This is a genomic window from Microbacterium laevaniformans (assembly GCF_016907555.1).
In the GTDB taxonomy this organism is placed as follows: domain Bacteria; phylum Actinomycetota; class Actinomycetes; order Actinomycetales; family Microbacteriaceae; genus Microbacterium; species Microbacterium laevaniformans.
The window spans coordinates 309,473-324,679 of sequence record NZ_JAFBCE010000001.1; the positions used below are offsets into that span (position 1 = coordinate 309,473).

General features: G+C 70.1%; 15 protein-coding genes. 8 read left to right on the top strand and 7 right to left on the bottom strand.

The window, feature by feature from the left end:
* Positions 1–8: 8 nt before the first annotated feature.
* The 5 genes from JOE53_RS01375 (at position 9) to JOE53_RS01395 (ending at position 3,835) form a co-directional block, all read left to right on the top strand.
* On the top strand, positions 9–905 hold the full coding sequence (locus tag JOE53_RS01375; protein ID WP_204946518.1) for a carbohydrate kinase family protein: 897 nt from the start codon (positions 9–11) through the stop codon (positions 903–905).
* Positions 906–948: 43 nt separating this feature from the next.
* The gene (locus JOE53_RS01380; RefSeq protein ID WP_036289553.1) at positions 949–1,260 is read left to right on the top strand and encodes a putative quinol monooxygenase; all 312 of its coding nucleotides are present in this window, start codon (positions 949–951) and stop codon (positions 1,258–1,260) included.
* Between the two features lie 35 nt (positions 1,261–1,295).
* Entirely contained in the window at positions 1,296–2,132 is an 837-nt protein-coding gene (gene truA / locus JOE53_RS01385) for a tRNA pseudouridine(38-40) synthase TruA (protein WP_204948149.1), read from the top strand.
* 77 nt (positions 2,133–2,209) lie between these two features.
* The gene (locus JOE53_RS01390; RefSeq protein ID WP_036289551.1) at positions 2,210–2,899 is read left to right on the top strand and encodes an endonuclease/exonuclease/phosphatase family protein; all 690 of its coding nucleotides are present in this window, start codon (positions 2,210–2,212) and stop codon (positions 2,897–2,899) included.
* Positions 2,900–2,983: 84 nt separating this feature from the next.
* Entirely contained in the window at positions 2,984–3,835 is an 852-nt protein-coding gene (locus JOE53_RS01395) for a universal stress protein (RefSeq protein WP_204946519.1), read from the top strand.
* Between the two features lie 79 nt (positions 3,836–3,914).
* Here the strand turns inward: JOE53_RS01395 and JOE53_RS01400 are convergent, their stop codons facing one another.
* A complete protein-coding gene (locus tag JOE53_RS01400) occupies positions 3,915–4,421 on the bottom strand; it encodes an LPXTG cell wall anchor domain-containing protein (protein WP_204946520.1) in 507 nt (168 codons plus the stop codon).
* A gap of 204 nt (positions 4,422–4,625) precedes the next feature.
* Here JOE53_RS01400 and JOE53_RS01405 point away from each other — a divergent pair, with 204 nt between their 5' ends.
* From JOE53_RS01405 to JOE53_RS01415, 3 genes are all read left to right on the top strand, one after another.
* Positions 4,626–5,246 carry a hypothetical protein gene (locus tag JOE53_RS01405; RefSeq protein ID WP_204946521.1) on the top strand — a complete coding sequence of 207 codons (621 nt, stop codon included), beginning with the start codon at positions 4,626–4,628 and terminating at the stop codon, positions 5,244–5,246.
* Between the two features lie 89 nt (positions 5,247–5,335).
* Complete coding sequence (locus tag JOE53_RS01410) at positions 5,336–6,067, top strand: fructose 1,6-bisphosphatase (RefSeq protein WP_204946522.1); 732 nt, start codon at positions 5,336–5,338, stop codon at positions 6,065–6,067.
* 30 nt (positions 6,068–6,097) lie between these two features.
* Entirely contained in the window at positions 6,098–7,633 is a 1,536-nt protein-coding gene (locus JOE53_RS01415; RefSeq protein ID WP_204946523.1) for a glycosyltransferase family 2 protein, read from the top strand.
* Positions 7,634–7,672: 39 nt separating this feature from the next.
* Here the strand turns inward: JOE53_RS01415 and JOE53_RS01420 are convergent, their stop codons facing one another.
* The 6 genes from JOE53_RS01420 to JOE53_RS01445 form a co-directional block, all read right to left on the bottom strand.
* On the bottom strand, positions 7,673–8,791 hold the full coding sequence (locus JOE53_RS01420) for a response regulator transcription factor (RefSeq protein WP_407663930.1): 1,119 nt from the start codon (positions 8,789–8,791) through the stop codon (positions 7,673–7,675).
* Between the two features lie 123 nt (positions 8,792–8,914).
* Positions 8,915–9,946: a glycoside hydrolase family 6 protein gene (locus tag JOE53_RS01425; protein WP_204946525.1), complete on the bottom strand. Its 1,032-nt coding sequence runs from the start codon at positions 9,944–9,946 to the stop codon at positions 8,915–8,917.
* Between the two features lie 38 nt (positions 9,947–9,984).
* Positions 9,985–10,554, bottom strand: coding sequence for a cell wall protein (locus JOE53_RS01430; RefSeq protein ID WP_204946526.1), 570 nt, complete (start codon positions 10,552–10,554; stop codon positions 9,985–9,987).
* A gap of 65 nt (positions 10,555–10,619) precedes the next feature.
* On the bottom strand, positions 10,620–12,410 hold the full coding sequence (locus JOE53_RS15055) for a DUF4012 domain-containing protein (RefSeq protein ID WP_204946527.1): 1,791 nt from the start codon (positions 12,408–12,410) through the stop codon (positions 10,620–10,622).
* 23 nt (positions 12,411–12,433) lie between these two features.
* Positions 12,434–13,543, bottom strand: coding sequence for a diguanylate cyclase (locus tag JOE53_RS01440; protein WP_204946528.1), 1,110 nt, complete (start codon positions 13,541–13,543; stop codon positions 12,434–12,436).
* Complete coding sequence (locus JOE53_RS01445) at positions 13,540–15,195, bottom strand: sensor histidine kinase (protein ID WP_061682846.1); 1,656 nt, start codon at positions 15,193–15,195, stop codon at positions 13,540–13,542. The genes JOE53_RS01440 and JOE53_RS01445 overlap by 4 nt, the downstream gene beginning before the upstream one ends.
* Positions 15,196–15,207: the final 12 nt, after the last annotated feature.

The following is a 15,207-nucleotide window of genomic DNA, read 5'->3' on the forward strand; positions in this document are numbered from 1 at the left end:
CTGGTGGTATGGATACGGATGTGCTGGTCATCGGTGAAGCGCTCATCGACATCGTCGAGAGCGCCGAGGGCGACCGTGAGCTCGTCGGCGGCAGCCCTGCCAACGTCGCCGTGGGCCTTGCCCGGCAGGGACACGCGGTGCGTCTGCTGACCCGACTGGGGCGCGACGAGCGCGGCGAACGTATCGCCGCGCAGATCACCGACTCCGGTGCCCTCGTCGACGAGGAGTCGTGGACGGATGCCGCGACCTCCACCGCCCGCGCACGACTGCGTCCGGACGGTTCCGCCGAGTACGAGTTCGCGATCGACTGGGCCGTGCCGACGGCATCCCTGGAGGGGACGCGCATCGTCCACACCGGTTCGATCGCGCTCTTCCTCGAGCCCGGCGGCAGCGCCGTGCTGGAGGTGCTGCGTCGCGCCGCCGACACGGGTGCCGCGCTCGTCAGCCTCGACCCGAACATCCGGCCCGCGCTGGTCGGCGCGCACGAGGTCGCGCGGGCGCGCTTCGCGCAGGCGGCGGCATCGGCCGATCTGGTGAAGCTGAGCGACGAAGATGCTGCGTGGCTGTATCCGGGGTTGGATGCCGAGGCCGTGCTGCATCAGATTGCAGCCTACGGGCCGCGCCTGACGGTCATGACGCGCGGTGGCGAGGGAGCGATCGGGCTCGGGCCCGGCGGCGTGAGCGCCGTCGATGCGCTGCCTGTCACGGTCGCCGACACGATCGGCGCCGGCGACGCGTACATGGCGAGCCTCATCTCCAGCGCGCTGGACGATCCCGCGATCTTCGAAGACGCCGCCTCGTTCGCCGCGGCCCTTCGCCGTGCCGCCGTCACCGCCGGCATCACCGTCTCGCGCGCCGGTGCGAACCCGCCCACCCGTGCCGAGGTGGACGAGCGCCTCGGCTGAGCCCGGCCATGTACGTCCACACCCAGAAGAGAGGTCCCCTGTCATGACCGTCGTCGTCACCGCCGTCTTCCACCCCGTCGAGGGCCAGCGCCCCGCACTCATCGAGGCGCTCAGCGCCGCCATGCCCGCCGTCCACGCCGAGGAGGGGTGTCTGCTCTATGCCATCCACGCCGCCTCCGACGGGACGGTCGTGATGATCGAGAAATGGGCCGAGCCCGCCGCCCTCGCCGCGCACGCGCAGGGCGACGCCGTGAAGGCCCTGCAAGCCGCCGTCACCGGCCTGGTGACCGGGCCTGCCGAGGTCGTGACGATGACTCCTGTGCCGGCCGGGACGCCGTCCCAAGGCGCTCTGTGACGACAGACGAGGTCGTTTCCGACTCCGCGGGAGGGATGCGGCTGCGCCTCGATCTCGCCTACGACGGCACGGACTTCCGCGGGTGGGCCCGTCAACCGGGTCTGCGTACCGTTCAGGGCACGCTCGAGACAGCACTGGCCCGCGTGCTCGGCGGCGATCCTCAGCTGGTCGTGGCGGGTCGAACCGACGCCGGGGTGCACGCGGCCGGGCAGGTCGCCCACCTCGACCTCACCGATCGGCAGCAGCAGCGGCTGTCGTCCAGCCGCGCCGGCACCGCCGAGGCGCTGGCGGCCCGCATCAACGGGGTGCTCGGCGCCTATCCCGACGTCGTGGTGCACCGCACCGCCGTCGCACCGGACGGGTTCGATGCGCGGTTCTCGGCCGTCTGGCGGCGCTACGAGTACCGCATCGCCGATCGCATCGCCGGTTACGACCCCCTCGAGCGCGTGCGCACGACCAGCGTGAAGGCCGCGCTGGACGTGGACGCGATGGATGCCGCCGCGCATTCCCTCATCGGTCTGCACGATTTCGCGGCGTACTGCAAATGGCGGGAGGGAGCGACCACGATCCGCACCCTGCTGGAGTTCGGCTGGTGTCGAGACGATCACGGCATCCTGGTCGCGCGGGTCAAAGCCGACGCATTCTGCCACAGCATGGTGCGCGCCCTCGTCGGCGCCTGCGCGGCGGTCGGCGAAGGGCGGCTGAAGATCGCCGACGTCGCTGCGATCCGCGACGGGGGGGTGCGCACGAGCGACGTGAAGGTGCTCGCGGCTCGCGGTCTCACCCTCACCGAGGTCGGCTACCCCGCCGATGACCTGCTGGGCTCCCGCGCCGCGCAGACGCGCGCACGCCGCAGCCTCGACGCCGACTGAGCCGGACGGGTCCCGTCGTCAAGACGGAGCAGATTCCTAGGACCGCCGCTTAGGCTGAGAGCGACGGAAGGCGGGGGATGAAGGTCATCTCGTACAACCTCAACAAGCACAAGGCGGTCGGCGAGCTCGGCGAGCTGGTCGAGAGCACGGGGGCCGACGTCCTCTGCCTGCAGGAGGCGGTCTCCAGCGACCTGCCGTCGCAGATCGGCGATCTCCACCTGGCCGAGGCGACGGCACGCAACCGGCTGGGACTTGCGCTGTACTACCGGCGAAGCATCTTCGATGCGCGCGACGTGCGCGCGCTCGCGCTGAAGAAGTCGCTGCACGACCGTGTGCTCAAGCCCGCGGAGGAGCGCATGCTGGCGGTGCGCCTGCACGACATCGACCTCGGCCGCGAGGTGATCGTCGCGAGCTTCCACGCCGCTCCGCTGACTGCGCTCAACTCGCTGCGGCGCAAGCAGATCCAGGCCGCGCTGGAAGAGCTCTCCAGCCTCGGCCCCGACCTGCCGATCCTCATGGTCGGTGACTACAACTATCCGGTGTTCAAAGAGAACCTCGGCCAGCACGTGCGCGAGTCCGGGTATGAGCTCACCCTGAGCGATGCCCGCACGTACACGCGCTACAAGTTCTTCCGCGGCCACTACGACTTCGCGACGAGCGTGGGGTTCGACATCGCGACGATCACGACGCTACCGCAGGGGCGCAGCGACCACCTGCCCATTCTGATCACTGCCGAGCCGCGCGCCCTGGCCCCGCGCACACCCTGACCCTCTTTGTCACGGCCCACGATCCTGCGGCCGTGGGTGCCGCGGCGTAGCGTGGAGGCACCGATCCCAACGGAGGGACGAATCATGGTCGAGAAGATCGTCGTGGCGGTGACGGGGGCACCCGTCTCCGAACGTGCGGTGCGATGGGCGCTGCAGCGGGCGCAGGCCGCTGCGCCCGGCACGCAGGGCATCGAGCTGATGTCGGTGATCGGGGGAGCGCTCGGCGCCGTCGGCGAGGCGGAGCTGATCGCGCAGGCCGTCGCCGACACCGAGACCGTGCTGGAGCGCCTGGCGGCGCCGGTGCGGGATGCCGGCATCACGGTGATGACACGGGTGGAAACCGGCAACCCCGTGTCCCGCCTCATCGACGCCAGCGTCAACGCCGCACTCCTCGTGCTGGGCAGCGATTACCGCGGACCGGGCGACGGACCGGCGCGCGGCGCCCACGGCATCCGTATCGTCGCCGGGGCCGCCTGCCCGGTCGTGGTGGTGCCCGACACGGCGCTCGTCGGTCGACGCGGGGTCGTCGTCGGCGTCGACGGGTCCCCGGTGTCCGAGCATGCGCTGCGTTTTGCGGCGCGCGAGGCCGACCGCCTGGGCGAGCCGCTCACCGCGGTCAGTGTCTGGACTCCCATCGAGGCGCCCCGCAACGGACTGGCCGTCTACCCCGAGATGTACCTGTCGAACATGCAGGCCGCCACGGAGGAGATGCAGGCGGTGGCCCTCGCCGGGCTCGCCGTCGACTTCCCGGATCTGGTCATCGAGCGCGTCGTGGAGCGCGGCTACCCCTCGCGAGCGATCGCCTCGCGGGGTCTGACCGCTCGCCTCGTCGTCGTGGGTACGCACGGTCGCGGGGCCCTCGCCCGCTTCCTGCTCGGCTCGATCAGCCAGGAGGTGCTGTCGCATCTTCCCGCGGTGACCGCGGTGGTGCGCTGACGCCGCGTAGCCTGCGCACAACGAGAGAGCCTTCCCGGCTGTGACCGGGAAGGCTCTCTCGTTGTCGTTCTGGCGTGCGTCAGGCCTTGGTCTCCTGGCGGTTGCGACGCACCGTGGCGGCCACGGCGACGGTCGCACCGGCGAGGACGAGAGCGCCACCGCCGACCCAGATGCCGAGCAGCGACTCGCTGTCGCCACCCGTCGAGGGCAGGGTGCCGCCGCCGGCCTCTGACGAGGCGCGAGCGCCGGTCGCGGAGAGCGTCCACGAGGAGCCCGCCGGCGGGGTGCCGACGACCGTCGCCGTGGCGACGCCCGACGAGTCGGCGGTCTTGGTGACCGTCGTGGAGCTGACCGCGAACTTGACCGCGGCGAGGTTGGGGCCGGTGACACCTTCGCCCACGAGCGTGAACGTGACGGTCGCGCCGGGCTGGAACCCGGCGACGGGAACGGGGCCCGGGGCCGTCACGGTGATGGTGACGGTGTCGGGGCCGGTCGGGGTGTAAGCCTGTGCCATTGCCGGGGCGGCGAAAACCAACCCTGCGGCGATCGCGACGGAGGCCGCGACCTTGGCGAAACGGTGCTTCATGAGAGCCTGCTTTCGAATCCGGTCTGGGGGTACCTGATGATCCGCTCGTTCCGTATATCCGGTCTTGTTGCAGATGGGGGGATGAGAATGAAGCGGTATGGTGTAGCTGATGCTCTCCCGAGTATTGCCTAGGGGTCTGCCGGATTGCAAACTCTTGCGGTTTCCGATATGTAAATGTTTCGCGACGTGAAGGAGACCTGCCGGATGGAACGCCCCGGGAGTGGCCGCCGTGCTCTCAGCGCCGCGCTCGCCGCGCTGGTCGTCGTGATCCCGCTGGTCGGTTGCGGGCCCGCGCCGTGGGCCACGCAGGCGACGACACCCGCGCCCGCTCCCACGACCGCCGTCCCGGTTCCAACGCCGGTCTCCAACGATCTGTCGGGCGGATCGACCCAGCGCACGCTCACGGCGGGTGCGGTCTCGGCAGCAGTGAACTACTGGTCGACGTTGCGGATGGACCGCTGGACGCCGGCGGCGATGAAGCCGATCAGTCTGTCGATGGTGACGACGATCACCCCCAATGACGGGCAGAAGGTCTATCTCCAGCGCGCCACGATGACGGCGATCCCCGCGAATGCGTCGCAGACGTTCGCACCGCTGGATGCCCAGGTGGATCAGGCCACGGTCTCTCCCGGATACCTGGTGCTGTCGCCCTACAGCTACTCCAACACCTTCAATGTCGGCACGGTCCCCGCCGAGGCCACGTACGTCACGGTGCAGTTCGAGTACGACTTCCTCGTGCAGACGACGCCCACCTCGACCGAGTTCGCGAAGCAGACCGCGAGTGACACGCTGACGATCGCGATCGCCGCCCAGAACGGCGGCTGAACGCGCCTTCCTCAAGATCGGGTAAAGACCGTGTCGAGGTTTTCCTGATTCGCACGTCCCGCCGGTGGTCCATAGATAGCGTGTGGATCATGCTTCCCGCCCCCTCACGTCCTCCCCGCCTCCGCGCCCTCGCCGTCGCCGCCGCGGGCCTCGTGGTGCTGACGTCTCTGACCGGCTGCACCCAGATCGCCAGCGCCTTCAACAGTCTGCAGCAGAACGCGGTGTCCACGCCTGCCCCGCGCCCGGCGGTCACCCAGGCCGTCAGCATGCCCTACGACTCGAAGTTCACCTACGACGGCTCGGTGTCGCTGTCCACCGACGTCGCCGATGGGCTCGAGGTGCGCCTGGACGTCTGGGCCGCCGATCCGAAGCGCACTCAGGAGTGGGCACCCGACAACGACAAGACCTTCGGTTTCGCGGTCAACGTGGTCGATCACCGCGTCGATGAGAAGGCGGTGCTCACGCAGAAGCGACGTGTGTACATGTCGATGATCAGCATCACCTCGCAGGTGTCGCAGTCCACGATCGGTCAGCAGCAGATGATGTCGCCGTTCCAGTTCTCGGCCGACCCTCGCACCCTGGTGCCGTCCGACACGATGCGCTCCGACCGCGGCCTCCTGCTGAACACCTTCCAGGGCGGCCTGCTCGTGCCGACGACGACGATCCACCAGCTGCCGGCCGACACCTACGGGATCACCCTCCAGTTCGCCTTGCAGGTGTGGGTGGAGGGCACCGCCAACACGGATACGAGCTTCCAGCAGCAGACCGTCTATCAGGTTCTTCCGATCGCCATCTTCTCCCCGACCACCCCCACTCAATAGGCTGTTGTCCACACCGACACGAGGTACACCGTGAGCACGCCCTTCGACACCGGCCGGCAGGCCGCCGAACCGCAGTTCCGTGCGGCACCCTTCGGGGCACCGCCGGCACCGCCGGCGCAGCCGTACGGGTTCCCCGTGCCGCAGGAGTCCTTCCACGCCGCGGATCTCACGATCCCCGAGTTCGACGATTTCTCGTCGGTGCTCGAGCACACCAGCGTGCACCGCTCGACCATCGGGTGCGTCGTGCCGGCGTACAACGAGGAGGAGTCGATCGCCGACGTGCTGCGCTCGCTGCTCGGGCAGAGCCGTGTGCCCGACGTGATCCACGTCGTCGTCAACAACACGTCCGACGCGACGGTCAAGATCGCGTCGGAGTTCAGCGGTCCGCACGAGATCACCACAGAGCTGGGCGAGCAGTTCACCGAGGTGTTCGTCCACGACATCGGCAAGAACCCCGACAAGAAGGTCGGAGCGCTCAACTACGGCTACGCACTGGTCGAGGGGTACGACTACCTTCTCGGTGTGGACGGTGACACGATCGCCGACCGCCGGGCCGTCGAGTTCCTCGAGGGCGAAGCCGTCGGCGACTCCCGCATCGGCGGGATCTCTGCGATCTACTCGATCGATGACCGCCCGATCAAGGGCGTCATCGCGAAGTTCCTCATCGCCGGCCAGCGCACGCAGTTCGCGGCCTTCAACCTGCAGAACCTGTTGCGCGGGCGCAACATGGCGGTGCTGGGCGGGCAGTTCTCGATCTTCTCGACGACGGCGCTGCGCGATGTCATGAAGGCGAACCACCAGAACTCGCCCTGGGTGAAGGACAGCGAGGTCGAGGACTCGCTGCTGTCGCTGCAGATCAAGAGTGCCGGCTACCTCACCAAGATCAGCCCCTTCGCCCGCGCCGACGTGGGCGGCATGACCACGCTCAAGGGCTACGACGCCCAGCAGGTGAAGTGGACCTACGGCGCGATCGAGCTGATGTGGCCGGGCCAGCGCGGTGACACGAAGGGGCAGCCGTTCCACCCGAACCTGCGCCTGCGGTGGTTCGAGAACTTCTCGATGCTCACCAACCTCTTCGTGCGCGTCGCCTTCCTCACCCTGCTGATCGCCTCGCTCTCGATCGACGCGTTCGTCTTCTCACCGTGGTGGCTCATCCCGCCGGTGGTCGCGACGATGCTGAACCTGCGGGTCGCACGGGCGATGGAGACCTGCAACAGTCGCGATCTTCTCTTCGCCGGCCTGATGTTCCCCGCGGAGATCTTCATGTGGGTGCGCATCAGCCACTTCCTGCGGTCGTGGACGCGGTTCCTGTCGCGCAAGAAGGTCGACAACTGGGCGATGCAGGCCAAGGCCGAACGCGGCGGCGGCAGCATCGGCCACTGGGTGCCGTTCATCATGCTCGCCATCGTCGCGATCGCGGTCGCGGTGATCTGGAACATGCTCGACCCGGTGGTGCAGTCGGCGTTCCTCTGGGTGGGCTGGCCCATCGTCGGGGTGGTCACGGTCATCCAGACCGTGCTCATGTCGTTCCGGCTGTTCCGTCGTCACCAGGGCTTCAAGGTCTGACGCCCCGCGACGAAGACCCGCGGTGCCCGTCGGCGATGCTCAGGCGGCGTGCTCTGCCGTCAGCCGGTAGCCCACGCCGCGCACGGTCTCGATGTAGCGCGGGTTGGCGGGGTTGTCGCCGAGCTTTCGGCGGAGGTTGGTCATGTGCGCCTCGATCGCGCGCTTGTCGGCCTCGCCCACGAAGTAGCTCGTCACGTACGACTCTCCGCGAAGGACGAGGGTCAGGTCGGCCTTGCTGCGCACCCGCCGCTTGGACTCCATGAGGGTTGCCAGCAGATCGAACTCGGTGCGGGTGAGCACCAGCTCCTGACCGGCGATCGCGGCGACGCGCTGCTCCGGGTTCACGGCGAGATCGCGGTGCGCGACCCAGCCGGGCCCGGTGTAGGCGACCACCTCACCGGCGCCCCCCGTCGCGGCGAGGGCGCTCCCGGGCGACTGGGGCCCGACGCTCGAGGGCACGACGATCGGCTGCGCCGGCGCGGCGGGTGCGGCGGGCACCGCCGCGGACGCAACGGGTGCGGCGGATGCCGGGGCCGGCTGCTCCTGCGGCCGCGCACGCGCTGCAGAGGGCTGCACGCCGTCGAAGCCGTAGGGCGGGTCGGCCGGCGCGGCGGGAGGCCAGCCGGCGGGCTGGGCCTCGACCGGTGTCGGCCAGCCGGGGGCCTGCGGCGGATACCCGTAGCCTGCGGCGGGAGCCTGCGGCATCCCGTAGTCGGGCATGCGCTGCGCGCCCGGGCGCGCTCCCGGGAAGGACGGTCCGCCGACTTCCTGGCGGGGCGCGGACGCCTGCGGCGTGTTGCCCGCCGTGGCGCGCGGGCGGCGCAAGAGCGAGTCGATGCGGGCGCGCAGCTCGCGCGGACGGAACGGCTTCACGATGTAGTCGTCCGCGCCGGAGCCGAGCCCGACGACGACGTCGGCCTCTTCTTCCAGGCCGGTGATCATGATGATGAACGTGTCGCTCTGCGCGCGGATGCGCCGCGCCGCCTCGAATCCGTCGATGCCGGGCATGTTCACGTCGAGCGTGGTCACGAGAGGCTGGTAGGAGAGCACCGCCCGCACGCCGTCGATGCCGTTGCCGACCGACACCGTCGAGAAGCCCGCAGCTTCGAGCACCTCCACGATGAGGTGACGGATGTCGGGATCATCCTCGATGATCACGGCGGTTTTCATCGGTAGCGAAGGATCGGTCATGGTCCCGGGGGCTCTCCAGTAGGGGGGGTGTGGAGCACGGTGCTGAGCCACAGTCTAGCCACGCGCCGCCGCGGTCGGATCGAGGCGGCGTCAGCGCACGCCGCCGGTGAGTTCCGCGGCCGCGGCGGGCCACCACAACCCGGCCGCCGGTCCGCCGTTGCAGACGCCGTCGCTCTCGCCCGGAGGCTTGATCCAGAGGTTGGTGTCCACGACGTCGTCGCCGAAGGTCCCGGTGGCATCGCCGACGCGCTGCCCGGACGGGTTGCACCAGGTCCCACCGGCGGTCGCGACGCCGTTGCGGGAGGTGTCGATGATGGCGTGGGCGCCGCCCAGGCGGTCCGACAGCGCGTGCGCGTAGGCGAACTCGTCGTACGTCGACTGGTAGTTGGAGACGTTGGTGGCCACACCGCGCACCCGGTCGATGATGCCCATCTGACGAATGAGCTGGGTCATCTCGTCGGGGCTGTGCCAGGCGCTGTGTCCCCCGTCGATGTAGATCCACGTCGCCGTCGACGAAAGGGCGTCGACCGCGCCCGAGAGGAAGCCGGCACGCGTCGCGACATCCCCGCACTCGCTGGTCAGGGCGATGCTGTCGGGCTCGAGGATGATGATCTTCTGCTGGTCGGGCGCCGTCTTCAGCGCGTTTCCGATCTCGGCGACCCAGCGGGGGTAGTCGGCGGGCGACAGGCCGCCGGCGGAGTGATTGCCGCAATCGCGGTCGGGCAGACCGTAGACGACCATCGCCGTGGCACGCTTCTGATCGCGGGCCTGGGCGATGAGGTCCAGAACCGTTCCGCCGACGGTGCCGATGGGATCCCGCTCAGGGGTCAGCCAGTAGGCGGTGGGCTGCGCGGCGAGGTAGGTCGTGCCGGTGGTGGCATCGGCATCCATCGGCAGGTTCTCGAGCGCGATCCGTGCCTTCGACTGCTGCGGCGCGATGACGGTCGTTCCGACGGCGGGCGGCTGGGCGAGCATGGCATGCACCCCCTGGGTGACGGCGATCCCCACCGCGGCGATCGCGCCCACCACGATCACGGCGGCGAGGACGATGACGGCGATGACGATTCCGCGTCTCGGCACGCGCCGAGGGGACAGGATGCGCCGGCGGGGGGAGGAGGACACGTCTGAACTGTACCGGTGCGGGGCGCGCGGGCGGCCGTTCAGAGGTCGTTGCGGTCGCGACGACGGCGAACGGCGAGGGCGACGAGCACGACCGCGCCGGCGAGGACGAGCGCTCCACCGCCCACCCAGACGCCGACGAGCTGACCGCTGTCGCCGCCCGTGCGCGGAAGGCCGTCGGCGCCGGTGATCGACGCGCTGGCCGTACCGCCGGCCGAGCTGCGCGAGATCGCCGCGATGTTGTAGACGCCGCTCGCGGTCGCGGGCAGCACGATGCGGACCTCGCCGAGGGCGCCGTTCGCGTCGGAGGTGCGTGTGGTGCTTCCCGTGCTGATGGCGAGGTGCACCATGGCGAACGACGTGTTCGCGCCGTCTTGCCCGGTGACGGTGATGGTGACCGGCTCGTCGGCGCCGAACGTGCGCTCTGCGCAGGAGAACGACAGGGTGCCGCCGGCGGTGATGCTGGCCGGAGAGGTCGTGCACGAGTCGACCGGCGGGTAGATCGTGGAGGCGTGGGCCGCGTTCGGGGCGAGCGCGAGAACGACGCCCACCAGGGCGGCCCCCGCGGCGCGCGCCAGACGGTCGACGGTACGGCGGCGCGAGCGGGTCATGGAGCTTCTTCCTGCGGTGTGCACCAGACCGGGGACGAACCGGCCGAGCGTGCGATGCAGGGAGTCTACCCCGCGCCGCAGGTCGCCACGACGACGGGAGCGCGCGCGGCATCCGCCGTCGGCGTGACGACGGCCTGGGCGTCGCCGGCGGCGGTGTTCGCCCGGACGGTGACCGTCACGCCCGTCGATGCTCCCGGGGTGAGGTCGATGCCGAAGGTGAGCACCCGGCGTCCCTCGTGCACGCCGCCCGAGAAGCCGGCGCCGTTCGTGGCCGTCGCCGAGACGAGCTCGAAGCCTTGCGGCAGGTAGATGTTGCCGACGACCTCGGCGGCGCCCGGCGCCGTGCCGTAGACGCCGCCGCCGGTGATGTACTCCGGCAGTGCCGTCGCGGCGTCGGCGGGCGCGCGGCTGGTCAGGGTGAGCTGCAGGGTGAGCTGGCGGGGCGCGCTCTGCCCGCCCGGCCGGCACGATCCCCAGGCGAGAGACACGTCGGGGTCGATGTAGTAGCTCATCTTCGACCCGGTGCCGTCGTTGAGGAAGACGCCGAACCGTGCCGTGTGCGCGTCGGTGACCGGAAGCTGACCGGACACGACGGTGCCGTCGATGATCGCCTGCTCGTCGGCGTGCGCGCTCCACGCGAGCAGGCGATGCTCTTCGCCGGCCCGGGTGAGGGCGGAGATGAGGCCGGATGCCGAGCCCCGCCCGTCGGCGAGGGCCTGGAAGACCGCGCCCGCCGCACCGGCGAAGAAGGCGTCCTGATCGGCGGGCTTGGCGTACCGCAGGTACACCTCGTTGAGCAGCAGCGGGATCGCGTTGTCGGCGCTGAGGGCGTCGCCGCTCGGGAGGGCGACCGGGCCGGTGGTCTGCAGCAGGTATGACAGCACGACCGGGTCGATGGCGAGCACGCCGTCGACGTCGGTGCCTGTCTTCAGCCGGTACATCTCCCGCGCGATCGGAGCGTCGACCGTGAAGTCGGGGATCTGCGTGAGGTTCTGGAAGTATCGCGCCGGCTTGGTGTCGTAGATCTTCGTGACCTCGTCGGGCAGGGCGACGACCGGGTTCGTGAAGCCGCGCGGCAGATCGCCCGACGAGAGCGCGCCGATCAGTGACAGACGTCCGTCATCGGCGCGCAGCACCACCGCGGCGCCGGCGATGCCGCCCAGCGAGCGCCACTCGGCGTTGTTCTGGACGAGCACCAGGTATGTCCGCGGTCCGTTCCGACCGAGCATGTCGGGCAGCAGCCGCGACGTGCGCGACAGGGTGTCCACGGCGGTCGACACGCTCGAGAAGAGATCGTCGGCACGGTCGACGGCCGTGCCGACGACGCCGATCAGCGGGGTGCGGTCGATGTCCTGCACGGCGACGGCGGCGTCGGCTGCGCGCGTCGCGGCATCCTGGGCGGGTGTCACGAGACCCGCGAGGACACTCGTGTCGAGGCGTCCGCCGACGGGGCGCAGACCGTCGATCGACACGTTCTGAGCGGCGGTAGCGAGGGGCAGCAGACTCTCCCGAAGGAGTTCGTCGGATGCCGCGGCCACCGTGCCGAACGCCGCCAGCTGCGGGCCGATCCACGGCGTGTGGCTGGCGAGCGCCCAGACGGGGTCGGAGGTGAGCTGGTGCGCTTCGGACGCGTCGGCGGCCAGCCGTGCCAGCGTCGGCGCAGCGGATGACGGGTCGGCGGCCAGCGCCGCGGTGCTCTGCGCTGCTCCGGTCTGTATCCGCTGCAGATGCTGGTAGGCGAGGGCCCCGCGCACGCCCACCCACACGGCGATCACGACCGCCAGCAGCAGCAGACCGGCGACGGTCCACGCGAAGATGCGGCCCGCGGTGCGCGCCGGGCGGGGGAGTGCGCTCACGCCACGATCCTACGGGGAGGCGCTCAGGCGATCACGCTCGCGCGCTCCCAGCGGTCGCCGCCGGCCAGCTGCGCCTCGTCGGCGGCGGCGGCGGCGGCCGTGATGAGGTCGTCGAGGTCGTAGCCGATGCGCGACACGCTCGCCCAGCCGATGCTGGCCGACAGGCGGACGGCGATCGATTGGTCGGTCGAGACGGTCGCCACACGCTCCAGCAATGCGCGCAGGAGGGGACGGACGGCGGCCTCATGGCGCGGCAGCAGAACGAGCATGCGCGAGGGTTCGAGCCGATCGAGATCGGCCTCGGCGGGGAAGACGGCGGCGACGTCCGACGCGAAGCGCTCGAGGACACGGCTGTACGCCAGCGCGCTGGAGGCTTCGCGCAGCGCGATCGGGTCGTCGAGGCGAACGTCCAGCAGTGACCACCACGCGTCGTCGAATCGCTCCGCGCGGGCGAGTCGGTCACGTGCGATGACTCGGAAGCCGGCGACCGTCGCCGTCACCGAGGTCGGGTTCTCGGCCCGGGTGAGCAGCAGCAGCGTGGTCAAGGCGGTCACGAGCGTGATGGCCGCGACCACCGGGGTGAAGTCTTCCGTCGGAGGGAGGGTGTCGACCAGGCGCAGGCGGTCGCCCACGAGGTCGGTGCAGAGCCACACCAGGGAGAACACCGCCACCAGGCCCGACGACAGGGCGAGCGGGATGATCACGCCGCGTGCTGCCGGGCGCACACCGACGAGTTCGATCGCCGTGGCTGCGGAGATCGCCGCGAACACGACGAGCTCGACGTTGCCGACCGCGTCTTCGGCGGCGGTACCCGAGGTGAGCGCGACGGTCACGATGACCACGAGCGTCACACCGATCATCGCCGACAGCAGGATCGGTCGGCGCCCGCGGCGTGCGCGCAGGCCTACCCACACGAGGCCCAGAGCGAGGAGCATGAGTCCGTCGCTGAGGGCGTCGAGCCAGGCGTTGTCGAGGAGATTGGCGCTGGTCTGCAGGTAGCTCGCGGCCATGGCGGCGATGAATCCGCTGGACCAGATCGCGGCCTCCCGCGACGGCCGCTGCAAGAACCCCAGCCCGATCATGATCGCGGTGCACAGCGTCGTCAAGGCGACCATGACGGTCGAGATGCTCATGCGCTGACCTCCGTCGTGCTCGGACGGTGAGAGCCCCGCAACGGCAGGCGGACGGTCGCGGTCGTGCCGGTGCCGAGCGTGCTCTCCAGACTGATCGTGCCCGCGTTCTCCTCGATGATCTGGCGGGCGATCGACATTCCCAGTCCGGTGCCCGCGATGCCGCTCGCGGTGGCGCTGCGCGCGCGGAAGTAGGGGACGAAGACCCGCTCCAGATCGTCGGCCGCGATCCCGATGCCGGTGTCGGACACCCGCAGCACCGCGTCGTCGCCCTCTGCGGTGGTCATGACCTCGACGCTACCGCCGCGCGGGGTGTACTTGATCGCGTTGCTGATGAGGTTGTCGACGACCTGGCGCAGTCGGAAGCCGTCGCCGGTGATCGGCAGGGGGCGGTCGATGTTCGTCTGCAGGTCGATGTCGGAGGCGGCCGCGGCCGGGGCGAATGCGTCGGCGGTGGCCGCGGCGATGACCGACAGGTCGAATTGGTCGCTCATCTCCGGGGCGCGGTGGGAGTCGAGCAGCGATTTCGTGAGGGCCAGCATCCGTTCGGCGGCCCCCTCGATGACCGTCGCGTGCTCGCGCTGGGCCGGCGTGAGGTCTTCGGCGTCCAGCATGAGGTCGGCGTGACCGAGGATGACCGTGAGCGGGTTTCGCAGCTCGTGGGAGACGGCGCTGGTTGTCGCGCGCTGCTCTCGGCGCTCGCGCTCGGTGTCGGTGACGTCGTCGAGCTGGATGATGGAGACCTCCGTGTCGTCGTCGGTCTCGGTGCGCACCGTACGTCCGCGGATCGACATCGACAATGCGCGCCACTCTCCGCTGGCGTCGTACAGCCAGATCAGCTCGTTCTCGACCCGCTCGCCGCGGGCGGCGCGGGCGATGGAGGTCGCGTCGCGGGGAAGGGCGGTGCCGCGGTAGGCGCCGTACTCGACGGCGCGCGGCGGATGCCGGTAGTCGTCGTTGTCGTAGGCGTAGAGATGCCGGTAGGCGGCGTTGGCCAGGTCGATGTTCCCACGGTCGTCCACGCGGGCCAGTGCGGTGCTCACGGTGTCGAACAGTCCGTTGGCGCGGTCTTCGTGCACGCTCATCCGCGCGACGGCACGGTCGAGCTGGCGGGATTGACGCTGGATGAGAAGACGGAACGCACGGGTGCGACGGGCGCCCTGGTTCATGGCGATGCCGAGGAAGCCGAGTCCCAGCAGGACGATCATGATCTCCAGGGGCGACGTGAGCGGTGCCCCGGGAATCCACCAGCGCACGATCTGCAGCGCGAAGATGAGCCCGAGCGCGGCGACCACGGCAGCCATCGAGTAGTAGGTGGCCACCCACGCCATCGGGACGACCCACAGATATCCGAGCGTGTGGTCCGAGATGGCGAGCAGTCCGATCGCGACGGCGTCGGCGAAGGGCAGTGCGAGGACGAGCTCGCGATGGCGGGCCCACGGCATGACCATCGCCCACGACGTGATCGCGCAGATCAGGGCGAGCCCCGTCAGCAGCGAGATGTCGCCGAAGAGCCGCGGATTGAGCAGCGTCACGCCCAGTGCGACCGCGACGGTGCTGAAGCCGACCATGAGCTGCCACTGCCACACGGACCTCACGACGGTGCCGATCAGCTGGCTGTCGGCCCATCGACTCTCGACGCGGGGGGTGGTCATCGGTTCCTCATC

What these genes read in the sequence shown, in the direction of transcription:
- truA (WP_204948149.1), top strand. Translation starts at nt 1,296, where the DNA reads ATGCGGCTGCGCCTCGATCTCGCCTACGACGGCACGGACTTCCGCGGG.
- JOE53_RS01395 (WP_204946519.1), top strand. Translation starts at nt 2,984, where the DNA reads ATGGTCGAGAAGATCGTCGTGGCGGTGACGGGGGCACCCGTCTCCGAA.
- JOE53_RS01380 (WP_036289553.1), top strand. Translation starts at nt 949, where the DNA reads ATGACCGTCGTCGTCACCGCCGTCTTCCACCCCGTCGAGGGCCAGCGC.
- JOE53_RS01445 (WP_061682846.1), bottom strand. Translation starts at nt 15,195, where the DNA reads ATGACCACCCCCCGCGTCGAGAGTCGATGGGCCGACAGCCAGCTGATC.
- JOE53_RS01440 (WP_204946528.1), bottom strand. Translation starts at nt 13,543, where the DNA reads ATGAGCATCTCGACCGTCATGGTCGCCTTGACGACGCTGTGCACCGCG.
- JOE53_RS01405 (WP_204946521.1), top strand. Translation starts at nt 4,626, where the DNA reads ATGGAACGCCCCGGGAGTGGCCGCCGTGCTCTCAGCGCCGCGCTCGCC.
- JOE53_RS01390 (WP_036289551.1), top strand. Translation starts at nt 2,210, where the DNA reads ATGAAGGTCATCTCGTACAACCTCAACAAGCACAAGGCGGTCGGCGAG.
- JOE53_RS01400 (WP_204946520.1), bottom strand. Translation starts at nt 4,421, where the DNA reads ATGAAGCACCGTTTCGCCAAGGTCGCGGCCTCCGTCGCGATCGCCGCA.
- JOE53_RS01410 (WP_204946522.1), top strand. Translation starts at nt 5,336, where the DNA reads ATGCTTCCCGCCCCCTCACGTCCTCCCCGCCTCCGCGCCCTCGCCGTC.
- JOE53_RS01430 (WP_204946526.1), bottom strand. Translation starts at nt 10,554, where the DNA reads ATGACCCGCTCGCGCCGCCGTACCGTCGACCGTCTGGCGCGCGCCGCG.
- JOE53_RS01375 (WP_204946518.1), top strand. Translation starts at nt 9, where the DNA reads ATGGATACGGATGTGCTGGTCATCGGTGAAGCGCTCATCGACATCGTC.